General features: G+C 68.1%; 25 protein-coding genes. 11 read left to right on the top strand and 14 right to left on the bottom strand.

Going from position 1 to position 21559, the window contains the following annotated elements:
• Positions 1-54 precede the first annotated feature (54 nt).
• A complete protein-coding gene (locus tag HPC46_RS17185) occupies positions 55-1374 on the top strand; it encodes a hypothetical protein (RefSeq protein WP_179471999.1) in 1320 nt (439 codons plus the stop codon).
• Positions 1371-2498 carry a hypothetical protein gene (locus HPC46_RS17180; RefSeq protein ID WP_179471997.1) on the top strand — a complete coding sequence of 376 codons (1128 nt, stop codon included), beginning with the start codon at positions 1371-1373 and terminating at the stop codon, positions 2496-2498. Before HPC46_RS17185 ends, HPC46_RS17180 begins: the two co-directional genes overlap by 4 nt.
• A 23-nt stretch (positions 2499-2521) precedes the next feature.
• Here the strand turns inward: HPC46_RS17180 and speB are convergent, their stop codons facing one another.
• A complete protein-coding gene (gene speB / locus HPC46_RS17175; protein WP_179472203.1) occupies positions 2522-3520 on the bottom strand; it encodes an agmatinase in 999 nt (332 codons plus the stop codon).
• A gap of 154 nt (positions 3521-3674) precedes the next feature.
• Here speB and HPC46_RS17170 point away from each other — a divergent pair, with 154 nt between their 5' ends.
• A complete protein-coding gene (locus HPC46_RS17170; protein WP_179471995.1) occupies positions 3675-4058 on the top strand; it encodes a nuclear transport factor 2 family protein in 384 nt (127 codons plus the stop codon).
• 3 nt (positions 4059-4061) lie between these two features.
• On the opposite strand, the gene HPC46_RS17165 is transcribed toward HPC46_RS17170, so the two are convergent.
• From HPC46_RS17165 to yaaA, 3 genes are all read right to left on the bottom strand, one after another.
• Positions 4062-5186 carry a GGDEF domain-containing protein gene (locus HPC46_RS17165; RefSeq protein WP_179471993.1) on the bottom strand — a complete coding sequence of 375 codons (1125 nt, stop codon included), beginning with the start codon at positions 5184-5186 and terminating at the stop codon, positions 4062-4064.
• Positions 5187-5337: 151 nt separating this feature from the next.
• Positions 5338-5967 (bottom strand): class I SAM-dependent DNA methyltransferase, encoded by a 630-nt coding sequence (locus tag HPC46_RS17160; protein WP_179471991.1) that lies wholly within the window; start codon positions 5965-5967, stop codon positions 5338-5340.
• A gap of 20 nt (positions 5968-5987) precedes the next feature.
• Entirely contained in the window at positions 5988-6734 is a 747-nt protein-coding gene (gene yaaA / locus HPC46_RS17155; RefSeq protein WP_179471989.1) for a peroxide stress protein YaaA, read from the bottom strand.
• Between the two features lie 157 nt (positions 6735-6891).
• Between yaaA and HPC46_RS17150 the strand changes: the two genes are divergently transcribed.
• Together HPC46_RS17150 and HPC46_RS17145 are read left to right on the top strand one after the other, a co-directional pair.
• The gene (locus HPC46_RS17150) at positions 6892-8172 is read left to right on the top strand and encodes a sensor domain-containing diguanylate cyclase (RefSeq protein WP_179471987.1); all 1281 of its coding nucleotides are present in this window, start codon (positions 6892-6894) and stop codon (positions 8170-8172) included.
• Between the two features lie 47 nt (positions 8173-8219).
• On the top strand, positions 8220-8852 hold the full coding sequence (locus HPC46_RS17145) for a nitroreductase family protein (RefSeq protein ID WP_179472201.1): 633 nt from the start codon (positions 8220-8222) through the stop codon (positions 8850-8852).
• Here the strand turns inward: HPC46_RS17145 and HPC46_RS17140 are convergent.
• The 3 genes from HPC46_RS17140 to HPC46_RS17130 are packed head-to-tail and all read right to left on the bottom strand — an operon-like array spanning position 8843 to position 11184.
• On the bottom strand, positions 8843-9979 hold the full coding sequence (locus HPC46_RS17140; RefSeq protein ID WP_179471978.1) for an alkaline phosphatase family protein: 1137 nt from the start codon (positions 9977-9979) through the stop codon (positions 8843-8845). The genes HPC46_RS17145 and HPC46_RS17140 overlap by 10 nt on opposite strands.
• Positions 9980-10000: 21 nt before the next feature.
• A complete protein-coding gene (gene modA / locus HPC46_RS17135; protein ID WP_179472199.1) occupies positions 10001-10768 on the bottom strand; it encodes a molybdate ABC transporter substrate-binding protein in 768 nt (255 codons plus the stop codon).
• A gap of 11 nt (positions 10769-10779) precedes the next feature.
• Positions 10780-11184 carry a TOBE domain-containing protein gene (locus HPC46_RS17130; protein ID WP_179471976.1) on the bottom strand — a complete coding sequence of 135 codons (405 nt, stop codon included), beginning with the start codon at positions 11182-11184 and terminating at the stop codon, positions 10780-10782.
• A gap of 126 nt (positions 11185-11310) precedes the next feature.
• On the opposite strand from HPC46_RS17130, the gene HPC46_RS17125 reads away from it, so the two are divergent.
• The gene (locus tag HPC46_RS17125; RefSeq protein WP_179472197.1) at positions 11311-12090 is read left to right on the top strand and encodes a CDP-diacylglycerol diphosphatase; all 780 of its coding nucleotides are present in this window, start codon (positions 11311-11313) and stop codon (positions 12088-12090) included.
• A 29-nt stretch (positions 12091-12119) separates the two neighbouring features.
• Here the strand turns inward: HPC46_RS17125 and HPC46_RS17120 are convergent, their stop codons facing one another.
• From HPC46_RS17120 to HPC46_RS17110, 3 genes are all read right to left on the bottom strand, one after another.
• On the bottom strand, positions 12120-12674 hold the full coding sequence (locus tag HPC46_RS17120) for an Rv1352/Rv1906c domain-containing protein (protein WP_179471974.1): 555 nt from the start codon (positions 12672-12674) through the stop codon (positions 12120-12122).
• Positions 12675-12719: 45 nt separating this feature from the next.
• Entirely contained in the window at positions 12720-13151 is a 432-nt protein-coding gene (locus tag HPC46_RS17115) for an STAS domain-containing protein (protein ID WP_179471972.1), read from the bottom strand.
• Between the two features lie 169 nt (positions 13152-13320).
• Positions 13321-14283, bottom strand: a complete 963-nt coding sequence (locus HPC46_RS17110) for an LLM class flavin-dependent oxidoreductase (RefSeq protein ID WP_179471970.1) — start codon at positions 14281-14283, stop codon at positions 13321-13323.
• A 111-nt stretch (positions 14284-14394) separates the two neighbouring features.
• Between HPC46_RS17110 and HPC46_RS35765 the strand changes: the two genes are divergently transcribed.
• Entirely contained in the window at positions 14395-14970 is a 576-nt protein-coding gene (locus HPC46_RS35765) for a restriction endonuclease (RefSeq protein ID WP_179471968.1), read from the top strand.
• A 123-nt stretch (positions 14971-15093) separates the two neighbouring features.
• Here the strand turns inward: HPC46_RS35765 and HPC46_RS17100 are convergent, their stop codons facing one another.
• On the bottom strand, positions 15094-15954 hold the full coding sequence (locus HPC46_RS17100) for an aldo/keto reductase (protein ID WP_179471966.1): 861 nt from the start codon (positions 15952-15954) through the stop codon (positions 15094-15096).
• Positions 15955-16045: 91 nt separating this feature from the next.
• Here HPC46_RS17100 and mug point away from each other — a divergent pair, with 91 nt between their 5' ends.
• A complete protein-coding gene (gene mug, locus HPC46_RS17095) occupies positions 16046-16567 on the top strand; it encodes a G/U mismatch-specific DNA glycosylase (protein WP_179471964.1) in 522 nt (173 codons plus the stop codon).
• Here mug and HPC46_RS17090 read toward each other — a convergent pair.
• The 3 genes from HPC46_RS17090 to HPC46_RS17080 are packed head-to-tail and all read right to left on the bottom strand — an operon-like array spanning position 16540 to position 19483.
• Positions 16540-17787, bottom strand: a complete 1248-nt coding sequence (locus tag HPC46_RS17090; protein WP_179471962.1) for a sulfotransferase family protein — start codon at positions 17785-17787, stop codon at positions 16540-16542. The genes mug and HPC46_RS17090 overlap by 28 nt on opposite strands.
• A complete protein-coding gene (locus HPC46_RS17085; RefSeq protein WP_179471960.1) occupies positions 17784-18854 on the bottom strand; it encodes a DUF1214 domain-containing protein in 1071 nt (356 codons plus the stop codon). Before HPC46_RS17085 ends, HPC46_RS17090 begins: the two co-directional genes overlap by 4 nt.
• Positions 18854-19483, bottom strand: coding sequence for a TetR/AcrR family transcriptional regulator (locus HPC46_RS17080; RefSeq protein ID WP_325096693.1), 630 nt, complete (start codon positions 19481-19483; stop codon positions 18854-18856). Before HPC46_RS17080 ends, HPC46_RS17085 begins: the two co-directional genes overlap by 1 nt.
• Positions 19484-19596: 113 nt before the next feature.
• Here HPC46_RS17080 and HPC46_RS17075 point away from each other — a divergent pair, with 113 nt between their 5' ends.
• The 3 genes from HPC46_RS17075 (at position 19597) to HPC46_RS17065 (ending at position 21363) form a co-directional block, all read left to right on the top strand.
• Positions 19597-20124: a protein disulfide oxidoreductase gene (locus HPC46_RS17075; protein WP_179471958.1), complete on the top strand. Its 528-nt coding sequence runs from the start codon at positions 19597-19599 to the stop codon at positions 20122-20124.
• Between the two features lie 4 nt (positions 20125-20128).
• On the top strand, positions 20129-20986 hold the full coding sequence (locus HPC46_RS17070) for a cytochrome c biogenesis CcdA family protein (RefSeq protein WP_179471956.1): 858 nt from the start codon (positions 20129-20131) through the stop codon (positions 20984-20986).
• 65 nt (positions 20987-21051) lie between these two features.
• Positions 21052-21363 (top strand): hypothetical protein, encoded by a 312-nt coding sequence (locus tag HPC46_RS17065; protein WP_179471954.1) that lies wholly within the window; start codon positions 21052-21054, stop codon positions 21361-21363.
• Positions 21364-21559: the final 196 nt, after the last annotated feature.

Here is a 21559-nt window from a genome sequence, read left to right as displayed (position 1 = left end):
GCCTACCGTCACCGGCTACCGAACCCAACTTCCCGCTGCGCTTATCCTGTCCCGATGAGCGCCGGCTCGGACACGGTCATCGCCGTCGGCACGTCGCAACCGCGGCGTGCCGTGATCGACCGTGCGTGGCGGGCATTGGGGCCCGGTGTGGAAGTCCTCAGCGGTGACGACGGCGGGCCACTGCGCCGCACGGTGAAGCGGATCCTCGACCCGCTGGTGCTGCGACTGCGCAGCAACCCTGCCTATTCGGCGCCGTTCGTCGATTCCGACGTCGCCGGCCAGATCGCCGACGTGATCGCCGGCCACGCCGACCGGCTGCGTTCGACCGCGGCGTGGTTCGAGCTGATGAAGACGCAGCGGCGCCGATTGCGCATCACCGCCGGCAACGCCCAAGATCTTTATTTCCCAATCTGTTTCGAGCTCGCAGTGACCCACGGGCCACCTGGTGCCGATGGCGAGCAGACGGCGGTGGCAGCACTGCGCGCCGTGCACGACGACCGTGACCGCACCGGCGTCGAGGTGCTCAACGAGCTGGTGGCCTCACCGCAGGTGCTCGCCCGGTTGTCGGCCCAATTGCACCGCAGCTGGGCCGATGTGCGTGCCGACGACAGCATGACCGGACCCTTCCTGGCCGGTCTGACCACGGTGCTGGGTCCGGCCGAGGGGCATCGCGCCACCGTGGCCCGCCAGCGGGTGTGGTCGGCGCTGATCGCCGATGCGACCCCGCACAATCTGGGCGCCCAGGCCCGCACCCAGCCGTCGGCGCTACCGTGGTCGATCCTCGAACTGGGCCTGACCTCGGCATTACCGCTGTCCGCGCCGCCGTTGTCCGGCGGGTCGGACCGGGACCGGCCGCTGGACCGCAGCGTGGTGGACCGTGTCCGCGCGACGCTGCGGCGGGCGCTGGATCGTGACGAGCTCCCCGACGTGCCGCTGCTGTGCGCCGAAGAGGTCGACCGCGCTTGCGCGCCTTGGGGTTTCCTGGGCGAGGACAAGCAGGCCGCGCTGGTGGCCGGGATCGAGATCGCCGGCCAGCTGAGTCCGCTCGACGAGCGGGCCGTGAGCCGGTATCAGCTGGCGGCGACGATTCAGGCCAGGCTGCGCAAGGAGGCCTATGTGCTGCATGCGCGGCGCGCCCTGGCCGCACTCGAACCGCTTCATCCGCGCCAGCGTCAGGTGGTCGACGATCTGGCCGACTTCGCCCGGCCGTACCTGAGCCGGCTGTGGGCACGACTGCACGGCCGCGACGTCTGGCAGGAATCCTGCGACGACGTCGACGACCTGCGGGCCCTGCTGGAGGGCGTCGCCCGTTCGGTGAGCCTGGATCACCGCCAACGAATCAAGTCCATGCTGGAAGTTCAGGTGGCGCAATGAGGTTGGTCGCCGAATCCGGGCTGTGGCGCATCGGTCCCGCGGTCGCCGAAGTGCCGTTGTTGGCGGTGGTGGAGGTCGATGGCGCGGTGCTGGCGTGGACCGTCGATGAGGAGCAGTCCACCGCCCAGATAACCCTCACCGACGCCGACCGGGCCGACTGGTTGTGGCGGGTAGTCGGCGAATCCGGCCACCACGCGGTCGCCACCGCCGCGGCGCAGACCGCCGAAACCGCAGCCGCAGTGGATCTTTCGGGTGTCGAGGTGACCCCCGGCGCATTGGACGGGCTGCACCGGCTGGCCATCGGGCACTGGCTTCGCAGATGGTGGCCGGCCAGCATCCGCGACGGCATCCTCGGCCTGGACGCCGCCCTACTGGACGCCGAGATCGCGCTGGTGACAGCGCATGCCGAGGACTTCGTGGGGGAGGACAGCCTCGACGCGGATATCGCCGCACTGCTGGCGCCGCACGCCGACGCGCTGGCCATGCACCTGCTCGTGGGTGACCCGCGCGTACTCGAGCTGGTGTCACGGTGTGTGCGGCTGGCCGAGGACATCGGCGTCGACGCACCGGGCTGGGCCGAGCTGGCCGACGCGGTCTCCGACCGCGCGGCAGCCGTCGCAGCACCGGCGCACCAAGATGATTACGCGCTGGCCGCCGGCTCGGACGGTGGACCCGCGACGGCCGGATCGATCGCACGGGGGGCCACGTCCATGGCCTGGTCCGGAGTTCCCGGTGGCGTGTTCGACGCCGCTGAGGGCACCGTCCGCTGGGCCGTCATCGCCGACGACGACCGAGTCAGCGCAGTACTCCACATCCCGGTGATCGGTCCCGGCTCGTCGGATGGTATCCCGGTCGAATTTCGTTGTGGCGCATACACAGCTGCCGGGTCGCTCGACGATGCCGGACGAGCCAAGATCGACCTCATCGACCGGACCAGCCAGCCGGTGACCACGGCCAAAGCGTGGGATCAGGATTGGTCGTCGACCGCCGTGATCGTCGGCGCACAGACGACGGAGACCGCGCAAGCCCGAGACCGGGTCCGCAAATTCGCCCGACGGCGGCTGGCCGAACCCGGGCCCGACGCCTACCTGGCCGAGATCCTGGCCGCCGAGTCCGACTACTAGATCCGGCGGGCAGGAGCGGGTATCTAGGTCGCCAGCGGCGACGGCGGGCCCGGCTTGACGTTGGCCGCGTCGCGGCGGCGGGCCGCCATCCCGGCCAGCGCTTCGAACACCACCCGGTGTGCGGCGTTGACCGTCAGTTCGGCGTGGTCGTAGGCCGGGGCGACCTCGACGACGTCGACGCCGGCGACATCGTGCTCATAGCAGAGCTGCCGGACCATGCGGAGCAGGTCGGCGCTGGTGATTCCGCCGGGCTCGGGAGTTCCCGTGCCGGGTGCGTGAGCCGGATCGAGGACATCGATATCGACTGAGACATAAAGCTTGTCGGCCTTGGCCAGCGCTTCGCTCACCGCGCGGCGCATCACTTCCTTGAAGCCCAGATCCCAGATCTCCTGCATGGTGTGCCACACCATGCCCTGTTCTTGCATCCACTCGAAGGTGTCCTGCGGCGGCCAATATCCGCGCAGCCCGACCTGCACGAAATGCGTTCCCGGCACGGCGCCCGATTCGATCAGCCGACGCATCGGGGTGCCGTGGCTGGCCAGGTTGCCGTCGATGATGTCGGCGGTGTCGGCGTGCGCGTCGAAATGCACAATCCCGACATTGCCGTACCCGTGCACGTCGGCGACCGCGGTGGCCGACGGCCAGGTGATCGAGTGGTCGCCACCCAGGACCACCGGGACGATGCCGCGAGAGGCGACGGTGTGCACCCGCTCGCGAATGTTCGCGTGGGACACCTCGGTCAGACCGTGCGGACAGTGCGCGTCGCCGAAGTCGACGACCTCCAGCCAGTCGAAGATCTCGAGCCCGAGATCCATGTGATAGGTGCCGGGTTCGTAGGCGGTGGCGCGGATCGCGCGCGGGCCGAAGCGCGCGCCGGGCCGGTTGGTGGTGGCGACATCGAACGGCGCTCCGACGATCGCCACATCCGGCTGCCAGCTGTCCAACTGCTCGGGCTCGGTCAGGAACGGACGGTGCCCGAACGACGCGAGGCCCGCGTAGGGCAGATCCAGCTGCCCGGTCATGCCGGGTGGGAGTTCACGCTGGGGTGAGGGATCGTGGCCGGAGCTCATTGGGCAGACACTACCGCCGCCCCACGCTCGGCGCGGTACACATTGGTGCGGCCGCGCAGCGTGCCGGGATAGCCTCGACGACAGCGCCTTCGACAGGAGTTGAGCAGTGAGCGGACCGACCGACCGGGCTGAGATCGCGCGCGCCTTCGCACAGCACCGATTCGACGAGGCCCTCCCGCATCTGGCCCGTGACGTGGAGTGGACGATCGTCGGCTACTCGGTGCTGGAGGGCGCCGACGCGGTCACCGGCACCTGCCGCGAGACCGCGGGCGGTCTGGCCGGGACCGTCGCGACGTGGGACCACTGCCTGACTGTCGAACAGGACGACACCGTCGTCGTCGAGGTGCTCGGGCGCTACCAGCGGCCGGACGGCGTCACCATCGTCTCCAGTTGCCACATCTGCCGATTCGCCGGCGCCGAGATCGCGTCGATCACGTCCTACGGCGTGGAAATCGACCCGGATTCGCCTGCTGCGCCCGCCGCCCGCTGAGATTCACAGCATCGGGGTGTCGTAGCCGTCGGTCTCGTCGTCGTTGATGCTCAGATTCGGGTGCACCACGTAGCGGGCCTGGTTGCCACCGGCCCGGCGGGCTTCATACATCGCCGTGGTGGCCAGCGCGACGATCTCGTCGAGGATTTCGTGGGGCGGGTGCTCGACGAGCGGGCGCAGCGGCGTGCTGACCACCCCGATGCTGGCCGTCATCCCGCTCGGTGTCGCCGCGATCGCACCGCGGATCCGCTCGATCAACGGCGACGAGTCGGGGGTGGTGAAGCAGTCGGCGACAAGGAATTCAGCCTCGCCGACGTGGCCCAAGATCGCATCTCTGCGCACCGTCTCGCGCAGCGCCTGGCCCGCGGCGATCCGCGCCCGGTTGCCACCACGGTTTCCGGCGACGGCCACCATCGCCGCGAAGCTGTCGATGTTGACCACGCCGATCACGAGGTAGCGGTCGTCGTCGCGGTTACGGGAGGCCAGCAGCGTCGAGGTCTGCAGATAGAAGGCGTCACGGTTGAGCAGGCCGGTGAGCGGTTCGACGGCATCGGCGCCGTCGTCGGTGCCGGTAAGCCAGACCACCAGCCGGCAGGAGAACGCGGCGAACACGTAGAGCAGCAACATCAGTGCGACGCCGGCGAGGGTGAGCGGGAGGTCGACCGGGGCCATCCGGACGGCGAGATAGACCAGGGTGGCGACGGCGATGGTCAAGATCGCGGCCAACAGCCGTGGGCCGTGGAAGAGGGCGGTGTATCCGATGATCAACGCGAACGCCGCCGTGCCGAGCAGACCGTACATCGGGTCAACCGGGGCGATGGTCCCGATCGGAATGGCGACAGCCGCGATGCCGACCAGCACGCCCGATTCCGTCCTGGTCGGCCAGCGATGTCGCAGCCAGATGAACGTCGACAGGAAACACAGGACCGCGACCCCGGCCAGCAATATTCGGCTGCCCGGCCACTGCAATGTCGCGGAGCTGCCGATCGTCGACAACGTGATGAGACCCAGGGTGAAGACGCTTCCGGCGATCACCCGGGAGGTGGAGGTCTGCGCGCCGCGGGCGGCCAGCAACGCGGTGAGGGTGTAGTACTGGTTCGCGGGACGGGCCGAAAACGCCGATCGCATCAACCCATCCCTCCCTGATCGCACCGATGGAGCAAGGCTCGCCAGCAACGATCTCGTCGACAACCTACCGGCGTCGGGTAACGAGCCTAGCGAACGCTTTCTGCACTGGCCACCCCCCGTTTCACCAGCATTTTCGCCGGCGACAGTTTCCTCAGCGTGGCGAACGGCGCAACCGGTGCACGGACACGGCGTAATCCCCGCCATCGTAGGGCTCGCGATCCCACGTCGCCCAGCGCACCACCGGCAGCAGGCCGGCCGCCTCGGCCGCCCGGTCGTACTGCTGCAGCGACAGGCGGTCCGGGCGCACCGAAAATCCCGCGACCAGCAGTCCGCCGGGTGTCAGCCGCCCCGCCAGTCCGGCCAGCACCCGTGCCTCGGTGCCCGGCTCGAGGAAGATCATCACGTTGCCGGCCAGCAGCACCAGGTTGACGCGGTCGACCCCGGCCGTGGACAGGTCGGCCAGATCCGCTTCGATCCACCGCAAATCCGGTGCCTTGGCTCGGGCGGCGGCCAGCATCGCGGCGTCGGCGTCGACCCCGGCCACGACAAATCCACGGCTGGCCAGTTCGATGGCCACCCGGCCGGTGCCGCAGCCCGCGTCGAGGACCGAGTGGCCACCGGATTCACGCAGGATGCTTTCGACCAGATCTGCCTCGCCGTGGATGTTCTGGCCGGCGTCGGCCAACGATTTCCACCGGGCGTCGTACTCGTCGCCACGCGGTGCCGCCGACTTCTGCCAGCGGGTGCTCGCCCGCTGCGCTCCGCAAGCGTCGTCGCTCATGCGGTCCATCCTGACACCGGTCAGGCCGGCACGACGACGGTGAGCTCGTTGCCGTTCCGTTCGACCTGCATGCCGGCTCGACGGGCCACGGCAGCGACAGCGGCCGCGTCACCGGGCTCGGACCGGCTTGATGCGAGCACCCGCGCCAGTCGCCCCTTGTGCGCCTTGTTGAAGTGCGTGACGACGGTACGGCGGCCGTCGGCATGTTCGGCGAGGACGTCGACGCGCACCGCATGGGGCAGCTTGCCCAGTGCCGCGTAAGACCCCGAGCGCAGGTCGACGACCAGTTCGCCGGCCGCCAGTTCGGCCAGCACGGGCTCCAGGACGGGACGCCAGCGGGCGGCCAGCGTGGCGCGGCCGGGCAACTTCGACGACGCCGACAGCCGGTAGGCCGGGATCTGGTCGTCGGCCCGAAGCAGGCCGAACAGGGCCGAACCGACGGCCAGCCGCGCACAGGCCCGGGCCGCGGCCGCGCCCTTGAGCGACTCCACGTCCAGCGCGTCGTACAGCACCCCGGTGTAGCGGTTGATCGCCGGCAGCGTCGGTGAGCTCAACAGCGTGGCGTTGCGTTCGATCTCGGCAGCCTGCGCGGGGGAGATGCCCAGCGCGCGGCGGCAGGCGGCGGGATCGCCGGCCAGCGCGACGAGTTCGTCGACCAGCTCCCGGCGCAACGGGCCCAGGACCGGGCTACTCAGCTCATCGAACCGGAGCGGAGGCCCGTCGCCGCCACTGCGTTTGGTCTCTGACGGCGGAAGCAGAACGATCACGACGCAGACGGTAGCGGGAACGAGTTCAGACGCGCGGGGCGCGTCGCGATGTCGGCGGCGAAATGGCCAGTTCGTGTTGACGGCGAGGTAAATTGAGCGGCGGCGTTCGTGGATTGCTGGGGTGCACAAGTCCACGTTGCCGTTTCGGGGGTGTTCGTTGTCCATCGAAAAACAGCCGACGCATGACGAGGAATATCGACGGTTTCGGCTGCTCATCGATCGCCTGCCCGCGCTGATCGGGTATTGGGACAAGGACATGCGCAACGTCATCGCCAACGACGCCTATGTGGAGTTCTTCGGGATGTCACCTGGTGAGATCCGGGGCCGGCACATTCGGGAGGTGCTCGGGGACGCGGTCTACGCGCTGAACCTGCCCTACATTGAGGGCGCACTGGCCGGTCGCGAGCAATTGTTCGAGCGCACTCTCGTCGACGCTCGGGGCGCGACCCGTTATACGCAGGCGTCGTACATCCCCGACATCGTCGACGACGAGGTGCAGGGCTTCTATGTGCTCGTCACCGATGTCACCGCACGCGTTGAGGCCGAGCGGAGCCGTGACGAAGCACTGCGGCTGTTCGCGGTCAGCGTCGCCAACGCCCCGTTCGGCGAGGCCGTGCTGACGACCACAGGGCGGACCCTCTTGGTCAACCCGGCCTTGTGCCGGCTGCTCGGCTACACCGCCGAGGAACTCACCGGCGTGGACTTTCGCGACTACGTCCATCCCTGCGATCGCCCTACCGGGGAAGAAGAGGTCGAGTCGTTCCTCAACGGCACGGCAACACAGATCTCTTCCGAGCGGCGCTACCTTCGCTCCGATGCAAGCACGATTTGGATGCAGCGCAACGCGGCGCTGGCACCAGGCGGCGAATACGGCGCAGAGGACGTCATCATCGCGCAGTTCCAGGACGTGACGGCCCGCAAGCTTGCCGAAGCCGAGCTCGCCAGGCTGGCCGTGACCGATCAGCTCACCGGCCTGAACAACCGCCATGCGCTGATCACTCACATCGAAGAGCACCGAACCACGCAGCCGACAGCGCCCGTCGGCATCATTTTCATCGACCTGGACGGCTTCAAGCAGGTCAACGACAAGCACGGTCACGCGGCCGGCGACACCGTCCTCGCCGAGGTGGCCCGAAGGCTCAACGACGCTGTCCCGGAACCGGATTCGGCCTACCGTCTCGGCGGTGACGAGTTCGTCGTCTTCGTCCCCGAGGCGGGGCAGGAGGCCGTGGTCGCCGAGCTGGCCGCGACCGTATGCTCGGTGCTGACCGGGCGCTACACCCTCGAGCTGGACGAATTCCACCTGACCGCGTCGGTCGGATGGACCTGGGGCCAGGCCGACGACGCCGAGGAACTGATCCGCAGGGCCGACGTCGACATGTATCGGCACAAGACCCGGCTCCGCGAGTCCGCCGTTCCGGGCGGCCGCAGCATCTGATAGACGTCTGAAGCGTGAGAGCAACGAGCAGCGATATCTGGGACGTGATGTCGACCGCCCGCACCATCAGGCGGTTCACCGCCGAACCGGTCGATGACGTGACGTTGGGCCGCTGCCTGCAGGCCGCGACATGGGCGCCCTCGGGGGCGAACGCGCAGGGCTGGCGGTTCGTGGTGTTGCGCTCGCCGGAGCAGCGCGCGGTCGTCGCCGCGGCGGCGGCGCGCGCCCTGGAGGTCATCGAACCCGTCTACGGCATGAGCCGGCCCGCGCCCGACGACACGAGCAGGCAGGCCCGCAACAACCGGGCCACCTATGAATTACACGATCGCGCAGGCGAATTCACCTCTGTGCTGTTCGCCCAGCAGCACTATCCGACCGCGTCGGAGCTGCTGCTCGGTGGCTCGATCTTTCCGGCGATGCAGAACTTCCTGCTGGCGGCCAGGGCTCAGGGCCTGGGGGCGTGCCCGACCGGGTGGGCGTCCTACGGCGGGGCCGAGCTGCTGCGTGACGCCGTCGGGGTGCCCGAGGATTGGCTGATCGCCGGCCACGTGGTGGTCGGCTGGCCGCGGGGCCACCACGGACCGCTGCGGCGTCGCCCGCTGACGGCAGCAGTCAACCTCGATCGCTGGGACGGACCCGCCGACGATCTGCTGGGCGCCACGGACGCGGCTCAGCCGTAGGCCAACAACAGCGGCACCCGCTGCTCGGCGGTGGTCAACGACCCGTGGTGGCCGATCAACGCCGACTCCATCGGCTCGACCGTCCGTCGCACCAGCGCGGCCCGTCCCTTGGCGGCGGCCACGATGTCGCCGATGCGCGGTCGCACCCGGTCGTCGACAGCGCCGCCGAACCAGCCGGCGGCGATCGCCTCGTCGCGCGAGACCACCCAGGCGTGGTCGGCCAGCGTTTCTCGCCAGGCTGACAGGACGTCGGCGTCAGCGCCGTCGCGCACATAGACGTGGCGGGCGCGGGGCTCGCCCCCAATCGCGGCCGTGCCGTCCAGAAGTGTTGTGCTGGAATCGATGTCGACGGTACCGGCGCTGTCGACGGCCACCATCCCGTGGTCGGCCACGACGGCGAGCAGGGCGCCGGGCGGCAGCCCGTCGACGACGGATTCCACCAAGCGGTCGACCTGGCGCAGCTGCATCCGCCAGGCCATTGATCCCGGACCGTAGGCGTGGCCCATGAGGTCGAGGTCGGCGTGGTAGCCGTAGCAGAACCCACCGTCGGCCACGGTGGCGCGAATCTTGGCGGCCAGGTCACCGAGTCCGTGCACGCCAACGTAGCGCCCGCCGCGTAACACCGCCCGAGTCAGGCCCGAGCCGGTGAACTCCGCACCGGAGATCACGCTGACCGCGATGCCGGCCGAGGCCGCCCGCTCGAAGGTGGTGGGCAGTGGCTGCACGTCCTCGGGCACCGACCGCTCCCGCAGATCCTCACCCCAGGGGTGGGGCCGCCACCTCAGCGCGTTGATGACGCCGGCGTCGGGGAGCCGGAACGAGTAGCCGACCATGCCATGTCCACCCGATGGGCAGCCGGTGCCGACCGCGGCGAGCCCGGCCGCGGTGGTGGACGGGAACCCGACGTGCAGCGTGCGTCCACGCAGCCCGGCCAGCACGGGCGCATCCGCGGCGTGGGCGTCGAGGAGTTCGGCACCCAGTCCGTCGATCAACAGGACGCAGGCCCCGGCGATCGGCTCGGGTAGCTCGAAACGGCGCTCGAACCCGGCCACGCCCATCGCCGCCAGGACCGACGGCACCACGTCGGCGAGGTGCGAGGTGTCGGGGTCCGGGCGCGGCAGGTCCACGGGTTCGAGCCTGCCACAGCATCAGGGTGTGCCGAAACCGGCTTTCGTCAGGATCTGCTGACCGACCGGTCCAGTCACCGTGTCGACGAATTTGCTTGCCAGAGCAGGATTTCCGGACTGCCTGAGCGTGGCGATCGGGTAGGTGTTCACCGCGCCCGCCGCTTCGGGGAACGACACCGCGGCGACCTTGTCGCCGGCACCTGCGGCGTCGGTGACGTACACGACGCCGGCGTCAGCCTGCCCGCTGGTCACCTTGTTGAGCACGTCGGTGACCGAGGACTCCTCGCTGACCGGATTCAGCGTGACCCCAGTCTTGGTCTCGACGGTCTGCGTGGCTGATCCGCACGGCACCTGCGGGGCGCACACCACGACGTTGAGACCCGGCTTGGCCAGATCGGCAAACACGTTGACGCCCTTGGGGTTTCCCGGAGCCACGGCGATGGTCAGCGTGTTGGAGGCGAAGCTCACCGGTGCGCCCGACAGCAGACCCGCCTGCGCGGCCTTGTCCATATTCCTGATGTCGGCGGAGGCGAAAACGTCGGCGTGGGCGCCCTGGGTCAGCTGGGTCACCAGGTCCGAGGAACCCGCGAACGAGAACTCCACGGCGGCACCGGGATTGTCCTTGCTGAACTGATCGCCGATCTCGGTGAAGGTTTTCTTCAGCGACGCGGCGGCGAACACCATGATCTTCTGCGGCGCCGCCGATGCCGTCGTCGACGAAGCCGGTTGCGACGACGAGCCGCAACCGGCGGTCGCGGCGATGAGCAGGCCGACGGCCAGCGCCGGCATCACCCTCTTGATCACGAGTCTCCCGAGGTCTCGACGATGACCGTGGTGGCTTTGACGACGGCGACCGCAACGCTTCCCGGTTCGAGGTTCAGTTCCCGCACGGCCTCGCTACTCATCAGCGAGACCACGGTGAACGGGCCGCATTGCATGTCCACCTGGGCCATCACGGTGTCGGCGACCACTCTGGTGACCAGCCCGGCGAACCGGTTACGCGCGGAACTGGCAACGGATAATGGGTCTTTGGGCGCCGCGGCGGCGTTCTTGCGGGAGTAGGCGGCGAGCGCCGCACCATCGACGGTCTTGCGGCCGGACTGGTCGCTGCCGGTGGGCAGCTCCCCGTCGTCGATCCATCGCCGGATCGTGTCATCACTCACGCCGAGCAACTCGGCGGCCTCCCGAACCCGCAGCATCGGCACGACCGAATGCTAGCCGATCATATCCGCAACTGCGGTCTGTATCGGCGGATAGATCCGCAGATGCGGATCATTCAGACGCGCGAACGGCACTTCGGGGTGCGACCGTAGGGTGTGGCCGTGCGACACATGCGCGGACGGGCACCGCTGGCAGCGGCACTGGCACTCGCGCTGGTCGGATCGGCCACCGCGCAGGCGGACCCCAACGCGTTGTGGACGATCGTCCATGACAGGTGCGTCATCGACGTGCGGCAGTGGCACGACCCGGCACCCTGCTCCCGTGTCGATCTCAGCCGCGGCGAGGCCGGTGGCTATGCGGTGCTCAAGGACATCGTCGGCGACCGGCAGTACCTGCTGATCCCGACCGCGCGCATCGCCGGGATGGAGAGCCCGCAGATCCTCAACCCGGATACGACGAACTATTTCGGCGCGGCCTGGCAGGCCCGGTCATTCGTCGAGCAGAGGGCCGGCGGCACCATCGCACGGGACTGGATCAGCCTGGCCATCAACTCGGCGGTCGCGCGTACCCAGAACCAGTTGCACATCCACATTGATTGCCTGCGCACCGACGTCCATGACGCGCTGCGGTCGGTGGCCGGCGCCATCGGACCGACATGGGCGCCGCTTCCGATCCCGCTGCTCGGACATACCTATTGGGCGATGGCCGTCGGCGGCGCCGATCTGGACGCCAACCCGTTCACGCTGCTCGCCGACGGGCTCGAGGGCGCGCGTGCCGACATGGGGTTGTACACGCTGGTCGTGGTCGGGGCCACCGACCCCGCGGGCCGGCCGGGCTTCGTCATCCTGGCCGACCGCGCCGACGCCGGAACCGGTGCCGGCGGCGAAGAACTGCAGGACCACGACACCTGCCCGCCGCCGCTGCCGGCGTCGCCGGGCACCGCCAAATAGCTGCGGATCCCGCGGCCCGGTGCGCTCGCTCAGTAAGGCGGCAGCTGCCCGTTGCCGGATGCCCCGGCCATCCCGTTGAGCTGGTCGAGGTAATGGCGCAGCTGAAGTTGTGACATCAGCGGGCCGGGGGCCGCGGGCGGCGGGGCATCGGTCAGCGTCCACGGCTGGCAACCGTCGGTCTTGAAGGTCGCGTCGCCGGGATCGATCTGCTGGATCTGGGCCTTCTTGGTCAGCCCGTTGTCCAGGTTCGTCTGACCGTCGGGCCCGCCGACCCGCTTCCAGTAGCACGCACTGCCTTCGACCGGCCCGGCCGTGGCGTAGGTGCCCGGGACGATGTCGACGCCGACCCGGTAGGTGCCGTCAGTGTCCATTGACGTCTTGGGTCCGCCGGCCGGTGCCGGGGCCGGAGTCGCCCCGGGCGACGTCGGCGTGGCAGACGTGGTCGGCCCGGGAGCGGGCCCGGTCGGCGCGTCGGACGTGCTCGGGACGGGCGCCGGAGTGGTGGTGGGGTCGGCTGCCGCGACACCGGCGCCGGCCGTCAGAGCCAGCGCACCAGCAGCGATCGCACTCGTAACTACACGCACGTCAACCAGGGTAACCCGGCAACGCATAGCCGACCTAACCGTTAGTTAAGCGGTCTTGCTCAGCAGAGGAAGCAGGAAGCGGCGACGGTTCAGGATCGCGTCGTCGAATTCGTGCTCGGCCTCGGCGACCGAACCCACGACCGGGAAGACCACGTCGCTGTCCCGGCGCAGGCGGCGGTTCACCGCGTCGCCGGCGACGACGGCCCACTCGACACCCACCGAGGAGCAGACGTCGTCGATATCACACAGCAAACGAATCGACTGCGGGGTGAACGAGGTGACGCCGGAGAGGTCCAGAACGAACGGCTTGTCGGTGAGGACCAGCTTCTTCGCATAGTCGGCGATGTGGTCGAGGTTGGCGGAGTCGATGCGTCCGCTCACCGCGACTACGGTCGCCACATGGCGGGAGTGTGCTCGGATATGGGCGCCCTTGTAGTCGACGGTGGGGTTGCCGTACCGCGACGTGAAGCTCGTCATGGGCTGCTCCATTCGGTCCTGTTGCGTGTGTGGCGACCTGTCGGCCACCTCAACTTGACCTGAACGTTATGCCGCAAATTTAAGGTGACCGGGAGCTGTGGCTAAAACTCTGTTAAGAACCAACTTTCGGCCCGACTCGTGAAATCGGGCAACGTCGACCGCCGGATGGCTAACGCAGGGCGGGCAGGACTTCGTCCGTAAGTAGAGTTACCGACTTCCAGGCCTCGTCCACCGGCATGCCTCCAACCAGGGGATGCATGACGATCGGGCCGTAGTTTGCCGAGGCCCGCACCTCGTCGATCAGCTGGTCGGGGGTGAGGAATCGGTACCGTCCGGAGGCCCGTACTTCGGCCAGAGTCTGCACACCCGGCAGATGCATAAGAGACCGCGACGGGTCGTCTGACCACGCTCCGTAGGTGACGGCCTCCCACAAAATGTGCTCGCCGAGCTCGGCCCAGGCCCGCTCGGGGTCTTCATGCAGGAAGATCATCCCGCGGTTGACCGCGGGCGGCATGAGCACGAACGGCCGTTGCCCGGCGTCCCGGCACAGCTCGGCGTAGTACTCCGCGAGGTCGGGACGGTGGTCGGGCAGGCTCAGCGGCAACCCGAACCGCACGGCACGGCGGGCGGTGGCCCGCACGCCGCCGCCGACATAGAGCGGGGGATGAGGTTTGGTCCAGGTTCCCGACACCACGTTCGAGCCCTGCGCCCACGATGCCAGCATGGTTTCCAGTAGCTGGTCCATGAGTTCGCCGCGGCGGCTGAAGTCCACCCCGAGAGCTTCGTACTCGACTTCCCGGTAACCCAGCCCGACCGTGGTGTGGAGCCGGCCGCGGCTCATCCCGTCGATCAGGGCGATGTCCTCAGCCATCCGGACCGGATGCCACAGTGGTCCCAGCGCACAGTCGATGCTCGCAAAGATGTTGGCCGTGCGGGCCAGGAACATGCCCGCGATCATGACCGGGTTGCAGCTCCAGCCGTGCCCGGTGGCGTGGTGCTCGTCGACACTGATGGCCGCGATCCCGTGCCGGTCGCCAAACTGCGCCAACTCCAGTGCGGCGGAGAGTAATTCACCCTGCACGCCGGGTTCGCCCCCTGGTGAGGCGAAATTGAAGCGCAGAATCGCGAGCATCCCAGCACTGTATTGCCGCAGTTACGGCAAACCCGACTCAGGCCGGTCACGATTTGGCTGCTGTCGCACGTCGCAGCGCCGGCTGTCGGTACCCGTCGCTACGGTGGCGCCGTGCGCGAGGAGGCGGCCGCAGCCAGGACGGCAGCGCAGTGGCTGGGTTTGTGGATTCTCACGACAGTGCTGTTGACGTTCATCGGCCTGCTCAACAAGGCGGTCTGGGCGCTGGCTGTACTCAGCGCGACAGCGGTCCTGGTGTGCGCTTGGCGCGCGCTGCTGGCCTGGCTCGACCATCGCCGCGCCGCCAGGCAGGACGCGCTGTACCGCGCCACCGGGCTGGTGGCGGTCGATGCCATGACGGGGGTGGAGTTCGAGCGCTATGTCGCGGCGGTTCTGCGGGGTCTCGGATTCGATGTCGAAATAACCAGGGCCACTGGTGATTTCGGTGTTGATCTGATCGCCACCAGGGACGGCGTACGGACCGCGGTGCAGTGCAAGCGGCAGAACCGCGTGGTCAACGGCGCCGCGGTCCAGCAGGTGGTGGCCGGAGCGGCCGTCCATGAGTGCGAAGCGACGATGGTGGTGTCCAACCATCGCTACACCCGAGCCGCCGAACAGCTCGCCGACGTGCACGGCTGCGTGCTGGTCGATCGCACCCGGCTGGCCCGGTTGTCTCGATCCAGGCTCTAGGCAGCTGGGTCGCCGGTGTCCTCGGTTGGCGGGTCGCTGAATCGAACTGGTGCGAACCACCGACAAAAACCGACCCCGCCCCGCGACCTGCGCAGTGCCGGGGTGGCAGAACATTCCGCGACGCTAGGTGCTTGCGGTTGCCGCGTCGATGGCCGCGAACTCCTCCTCGGTCAGTTCGATCCCCGCGGCCGCGACGTTCGGTTCGAGGTGGTCGACACGTGAAGTGCCGGGGATCGGCACCATCACCGGCGAGCGCTTCAGCAGCCAGGCCAGCGCGAGTTGTGACGGACTGGCGCCGTGGTCGGCGGCCAACGAGCCAAGGGGACCATCGGTTTCGGCGAGTGGTCCGGCAGCCAGCGGGAACCACGGAATGAACGCGATACCTTGGGCTTCGGCCTCGTCGAGCAGCGCTTCGGCCGTGCGGGTCGTCAAGTTGTAGAGATTTTGGACCGAGACGATGGGCGCGATCTTCTGAGCGGCCTTGAGTTGGTCGACGTCAACCTCGGAGAGTCCGATATGCCGAATCTTGCCCTCCTGCTGTAACTTCGCGAGTTCACCGACCTGGTCCTCGAGCGGGAAGTTTGGATCGATGCGATGCAGCTGATGCAAGTCGATGCGATCGACGCCGAGGCGACGCAGGCTGAGTTCGACTTCTTGGCGAAGGTAGCTGGGGTTGCCAAGCGGTATCCAGACATCCGGCCCCGTGCGAAGGAGCCCCGCCTTGGTGGCGATCACGACGTCGTCCCCGTACGGGTGCAGGGCCTCGCGGATCAACTCCTCGGCGACGTAAGGGCCGTAGGAGTCGGCGGTGTCGATGAAGTTGACGCCCAGTTCGACAGCGCGACGCAGGACCCGAATGGATTCGTCGTGATCATCTGGCGGACCCCAGACGCCCTTGCCGGTGAGCCGCATCGATCCGAAGCCGAGCCGGTTCACGGTCAGGTCGCCGATGGTGATGGTGCCGGCTGCTGCAGCGGTAGTCATGGTGGCTCCGTTCGTCGTCGCTTCGGTCCACGTCGAGCGTGGCACCGGTGCCCGGGCCTGTCCACCTCGCCCGTGCTTCACTTCTTTCTTGATGGCGAAATATCAGCCAGACATCCTGGCCAGCGGTTTGGATGTCGTTTTCTGCGGTATCAATCCGGCGCTGACCGCGCAGGCCGACGGATACAACTTCTCCAGCCCCACCAATCGGTTCTGGTCGGTGATCCACCTCGCGGGGTTCACCGACCATCGGCTGGCGCCCAGCGAGGAACGCAGTCTTTTGCAATTCGGTTGCGGGATAACCGCCGTCGTGACGCGCCCGACGGCGGAGGCACGCGAAGTGTCCGCACGCGAGATTCGGCAGGCACTGTCGTCATTCGAAGCGAAAATCCATGCGGTCGCCCCACGCATGCTGGCGTTCCTGGGGAAGCCGGCGATCTCGGTGGTGCTCGGTACCGGGGCAGTGAACTGGGGGCTGCAATCGGCCACGGTGGCCGGCTCGCAGACATGGGTGCTACCCAACCCCAGTGGCCGCAACCGCCGGTTCACCACCGAGGCACTGGTCTCGGCGTATGCCGAATTGCACACCTACCTGGCGACGAAGCGCTCCCGGTAGGCACCCAGTCGCTCGGCCACCTCCGCGGAATCGAGCCCGACGTCGGCGAGGTCGTAGGCCACTTCGCCGTAGCGTCCCCGCGGATGCGCGGCGATGAAGTCCGCCATCGCTGTGCGCACGTCGTCGTCGTAGGGCTGATCGGCGAGTCGGTAGATCGCCGAGAGCGTGCCCTGCTCGTCGGCCATGAAGTCGGTGAAGCGCACGTCGATCGACTGGCCGGCCGGGAGCACGTCCCGATCGCGCAGGCAGCCGCTGAACAGGTCGTCGGCGCGGTCGAGCCAATTCCGCGCGATCTTGACGGGATCCGGTTGCGCGCAGGCCATTCGGGATGCATAGACGATCATGGTGAGCATCGAGCGAGTCACTTCGACCGGATCACGGTGCGTCACAACGAATGTTGCGTCCGGGAAGGTTTCGTACAAGGTGGGGAACTGCTCCAGGTGCTGTGGGGATTTCAGCACCCAACGCGTTCCGCCGCGCAGCCACTGCATGGCCTGCAGCTGCCGCTTGAGATGAGCGTACGACGGCCCTTGGTCGTGGGATTTGTAGTGCGCGGCGAACGTTGGTATGTGGTAGGTGGTTTCGAACAGCATGCCGGAGATGTCGTTGGCCAGCAGCTGGATTTCCTCGTGGGCATGGTCGACGGTCATGTCGTGCATTCGCTTGAACTCGGGCATCGACGTATCCACCAGATCCAGCCCGGTCGAACATCGCTCGCGGCGGGCCTGCTCGGTGTCGTCAGGGCCGGGGAAGGGCTCCAGGCTCTCCCAATAGGGCAGGTAGCGCAGGTTGGGATCGGCGGCGATCAGGTTGTGCAGGTGGGTGGTCCCGGTGCGGGGTAGCCCGCAGATGATGATCGGCCGTTCGATTTCGACGTCCTCGATCTCGGGATGCTCTGCGACCAGCGCCTCGAAGCGGAGCCGGTTGACCAGGTTGCCGACCAACTGCTCGAACACCACGGCGACGCCGACATCGGACAGCCCAGCCTCCTCCCGCAACGATCCGGCCAGCACGTCGAGGCGCTCCCGAAAAGCGTCGTCACCCCAGCCATCGAGCCCAGTGCGCTCACGTGCCGTCGTCAGCAACGCTTCTGGCGTCAATTCCAGGATCGACCCGTAGCCGGCGAGCGCTTCCCGCATCGGCCGGGCGGCCTCGGGAAAGACCGGGTCGGCCAGATCGGTGAACTTGATCGGCTTGGGGCGCTGGACGCCGGCGGTCATGCGGAGACCTCGGCCACGTCCACGACCCGGCAGACCGGTCGCTTCGGCGTCTCCTCGGGCAGGAACCAGCGCAGCCAGATCAGACCCTTGGTACGCCCCGCCGTCGACACCCAGTTGGGGTGGCCGGGATCGGTGTCGGACACCACGATTCGCCACGACCCGTCGGGCTCGTAGGTGACGTGCGCGCCGTTGATCGTCACCCGCTCATAGGTGTAGTCGTAGGTGTGCAGGAAGGGATTCCACAGGCACAGATTCCAGAACACGCAGTCCGGCGATCTGCCGTCGATGATCAACGCCTGACCGGGCTGCAGTTCGTAGGCGCCCATCGCGTAGGCGGCGTCCCCCGCCGCCCAGCCGTAGGTCTGCTGGGGCACCGGATAGGGTTCGGCGATCTCGTTGGGCGGCTCGACCCGGGTGGGGATGAAGGAGCACTGCTCGCCCAGCCACGTCCGGGCGGACCGAAGGCGGCGCGTGAGGTCGGCCCGGGAGTCCTGCTTGCGGGCCGGCGGGTCGATGGCCTCGATCGTCCACTGCACGCGCCGGTCGGTGTCGGGGTTCTCCAGGTAGTCGCGGGTCAGCGCGACGACGGCGTCGTCCTCCAGCTTGAGCCACGCACCGGGCTGCGGGTGGGGGCTGATGGTGAAGTCGAAGTTGCCGTCGGCGTCGAACTGCAGCGAGCGGTCGTTCATCGTTCCCACGATGCGATTGCTGTAGTGGCCGTCGTCGGGTCCGCCGTAGACGGTGATCGACAGGTAGACCGAGTCACCCCGATTGCCGGTCACCCGGTAGGTGCGGTTGGGATCGATCGGCGCCAGTTGATAGAACGCGTCGGAGTTGTCCCCACCCCACCGCTGATAGGGGCCGATGACGTCGACGAACCGCGGATTGTCCTTGTCTCCCCAGACATAGGCGTCGACCGCGACGCGCAGCAGGCTGAACGTCAGCCGATAGCCGTCGAGGATGTCGGCTTCCTCGAGCGGGGGATCGGCCGTCAGGAACTTGCGTTCGAGCGTGCCGAGCTCCTCGAGCAGTTCGTGAAAGGCCAGCGACAATTCGTCGTGGGACATCAGCATTCCTTTTCTCGTGCCTGCGCGCCCCGCATGACCAGGGAGCAGAGTTTGTCGACCAAGCGGTCGGTGTCCGCGCGTCCATCGACGAGAGCGCCGTAGAAGGTGGTGCCGACCACCACGTTGAACAGCGTGTCGGTGTCGATATCGGGGCGTACCACGCCTTGTTCGGCACCGGCGCGGACCAGGTCGGCGAGCTCGCGCCGGATCCTGTCGTCGAGCAACTGCTGTGTGCGGATGTGCAATTCGGAGTCGCGGTGGCGTTCGGCGAGGATTCCCATGGTCGCGGCCTCGACCACCGGCTCACGCCAGAACGCCACCGAGCCACGGATGAACTCGCGCAGGTCGGTCTCGAAGTCTCCAGACCGCGGTAGTCCGGCGCTGCCGCTGTCGGTGCCGAATGCGGCCTCGAAAACCACGTGTGCCTTGGACGGCCAGCGCCGGTAGATGGTCGGGCGGCTCACGCCGGCTGCCCGGGCGATCGAATCCATCGACACCTGGTCGTAGCCGACGTCGACGAGCAGGCTGCGGGTGGCAGTCATGATCGCGTCATCGGTGCGCGGGTCACGGGGACGGCCACGCACCGGTTCGGGTGGTACCGGTGCGGCCTCAGGATCCGGGGCTGTCACGCGGATTATGTTCCAGTGCGTAACGTAAACTGTCAATGCGCGGATTGAACCAGGCGGCCCCGGGTAAACGTGACACCAAGAGCAGTCCGTCCCGACGGCCAGGAGGCCATGCCATGACACAGTCCCGCGGCGCGCGCTGGGCGCAAACCTGGTTGCACCACCTCCTCCGGGCCCTCGCCGTGCTGACGGCCGCGCTGACCGTCGCGGTCGCGGCACCCCCGGCCGCCATCGCCGAGGACCAATTGGCCTTCAGCGGAACAACCTTGACCGGAGCGCCGTTCAACGGCAGCAGCCTGCAGGGCAAGCCCGCGGTGCTGTGGTTCTGGACGCCGTGGTGCCCGTTCTGCAACCAGGAAGCCCCGAACGTCAGCCAGGTGGCGGCGGCCAACCCGAAGGTCACCTTCGTCGGGGTGGCGGCGCGTTCCGACGTCGGGCAAATGCAGGCGTTCGTGTCGAGATACAACCTGAACTTCACCAACCTCAACGATGCGGACGGATCAATCTGGGCGCGATTCAACGTGCCGTGGCAACCCGCGTATGTGTTCCTCCGTCCCGACGGGTCGTCGACGTTCGTCAACAATCCGACGTCGGCGATGTCAGAGCAGGAACTCAGCGACCGGGTGCGAGCGCTGACGTCATAACCCCGTGGACGCAAACCTGACCGGGCTGGCACTGGCCGCGGGTATGGTCGCCGCGCTCAACCCGTGTGGATTCGCCATGCTGCCCGCCTACCTGACCCTCGTCGTTCGCGGTGAAGGCGCCGACCCCAGACGGTGCGCCGCGGTGGGGCGCGCACTGGCGGCCACCGCCGCGATGGCACTGGGTTTCCTTGCAGTCTTCGGCCTGTTCGGCCTGCTCACGGTACCGGTCGCCACCGTCGTGCAGGGTTATCTGCCCTACGCCACCATCGTCATCGGTATCTGCCTTGTCTCCCTTGGCATTTGGTTGGTGACCGGCCGCGAACTGGCCGGGGCTGCGATGGGATCCTCGTTGCGGTGGGCGCCGACGACGCGATTGGGTTCGATGTTCGGCTACGGGGTGGGTTACGCGATCGCGTCCCTGTCCTGCACCATCGGCCCGTTCCTGGCGGTCACCGGCAGCACGGTCCGCAGCGGTTCGGTGGCGGGCAGCGTGCTGGTGTACGCGGCCTATGCCGCCGGGCTGGCGTTGGTGGTCGGCGTACTCGCGGTCGGGATCGCCTTCACCAGTTCGGCACTCGTGGAGCGGATGCGACAGCTGATGCCCTACATCAACAGGATCAGCGGTGTCGTGCTGATCGCGGTCGGTCTCTATGTGGGTTACTACGGTCTCTACGAGATTCGGCTGTTCAGCGCGGACGGCAATCCTGCCGATCCGGTGATCGCCGCGGCCGGCCGGCTGCAGGGTGCGCTCGCCGGCTGGGTGTACCGCACGAGCGCCTGGCCGTGGGCCGTCGCACTGGCGGTGCTGATCGCGGCAGCTGCGGTGGTGCGGGTGCGGCGCGCCCGACGGCACCGGCCCTGAAGCCCGACAGTCGCACACACCCCCGGCGATATACTGCGCTGCACGATGCAGGGGAGGAGAGACGGATGAAACGACATTCGATGCGAACCTGGGGGATTGCCGGCGCAACGGTGCTGGCACTGACCGGCGTACCGGTCACGATCGTCACCATTGCGCCAAGCGGTGAGGCGCACGCCGACGTGTGCGCGAGCGCCGGACGCCGAATCTCGGTCAGCGGCTGCGCCAACTTGTCCGATGTGATGGCACCCTATGTCCCACCACCGTCGTACTACGCGCCGCTGCCCGAGGACTATCCGCCGCCGCCTCCGCCACCGCCGCCGGTGACCGGCTGCGTGGGTTACAACGGCCGCTGGGTCAGCGCGGGCGGCTGCCGCTAGCCCGGCGAATGTGCGGTGCGGTACGCCGTGCACGGCGTGTCCCGGACCGACACGCACGCTGGGCCACCCAATCGAGTAGGGGGCCGGGGCTACCGGCCCCCTCTCACACCACCGGACGTGCGGGCCTCGCATCCGGCGGTTCGTTAGGTCGCTTGGAATCGGGTCCAGGCGCGGTGAAAGTAGAGCAGGCCCAGTT

Origin of the sequence: Mycolicibacterium vinylchloridicum, assembly GCF_013404075.1 — a bacterium.
Classification (GTDB): Bacteria; Actinomycetota; Actinomycetes; order Mycobacteriales; family Mycobacteriaceae; genus Mycobacterium; species Mycobacterium vinylchloridicum.
This window is presented reverse-complemented; position numbering and strand designations above follow the sequence as displayed.

Bases quoted from the DNA above. Each gene is read 5' to 3' on its own strand.
- HPC46_RS17185 (WP_179471999.1), top strand. From the start codon at position 55: ATGAGCGCCGGCTCGGACACGGTCATCGCCGTCGGCACGTCGCAACCG.
- HPC46_RS17180 (WP_179471997.1), top strand. From the start codon at position 1,371: ATGAGGTTGGTCGCCGAATCCGGGCTGTGGCGCATCGGTCCCGCGGTC.
- speB (WP_179472203.1), bottom strand. From the start codon at position 3,520: ATGACCGGGCAGCTGGATCTGCCCTACGCGGGCCTCGCGTCGTTCGGG.
- HPC46_RS17165 (WP_179471993.1), bottom strand. From the start codon at position 5,186: ATGCGATCGGCGTTTTCGGCCCGTCCCGCGAACCAGTACTACACCCTC.
- HPC46_RS17160 (WP_179471991.1), bottom strand. From the start codon at position 5,967: ATGAGCGACGACGCTTGCGGAGCGCAGCGGGCGAGCACCCGCTGGCAG.
- HPC46_RS17145 (WP_179472201.1), top strand. From the start codon at position 8,220: ATGTCGACCGCCCGCACCATCAGGCGGTTCACCGCCGAACCGGTCGAT.
- modA (WP_179472199.1), bottom strand. From the start codon at position 10,768: ATGCCGGCGCTGGCCGTCGGCCTGCTCATCGCCGCGACCGCCGGTTGC.
- HPC46_RS17125 (WP_179472197.1), top strand. From the start codon at position 11,311: ATGCGCGGACGGGCACCGCTGGCAGCGGCACTGGCACTCGCGCTGGTC.
- HPC46_RS17115 (WP_179471972.1), bottom strand. From the start codon at position 13,151: ATGACGAGCTTCACGTCGCGGTACGGCAACCCCACCGTCGACTACAAG.
- HPC46_RS17110 (WP_179471970.1), bottom strand. From the start codon at position 14,283: ATGCTCGCGATTCTGCGCTTCAATTTCGCCTCACCAGGGGGCGAACCC.
- HPC46_RS17100 (WP_179471966.1), bottom strand. From the start codon at position 15,954: ATGACTACCGCTGCAGCAGCCGGCACCATCACCATCGGCGACCTGACC.
- mug (WP_179471964.1), top strand. From the start codon at position 16,046: ATGGCGAAATATCAGCCAGACATCCTGGCCAGCGGTTTGGATGTCGTT.
- HPC46_RS17090 (WP_179471962.1), bottom strand. From the start codon at position 17,787: ATGACCGCCGGCGTCCAGCGCCCCAAGCCGATCAAGTTCACCGATCTG.
- HPC46_RS17085 (WP_179471960.1), bottom strand. From the start codon at position 18,854: ATGTCCCACGACGAATTGTCGCTGGCCTTTCACGAACTGCTCGAGGAG.
- HPC46_RS17075 (WP_179471958.1), top strand. From the start codon at position 19,597: ATGACACAGTCCCGCGGCGCGCGCTGGGCGCAAACCTGGTTGCACCAC.
- HPC46_RS17065 (WP_179471954.1), top strand. From the start codon at position 21,052: ATGAAACGACATTCGATGCGAACCTGGGGGATTGCCGGCGCAACGGTG.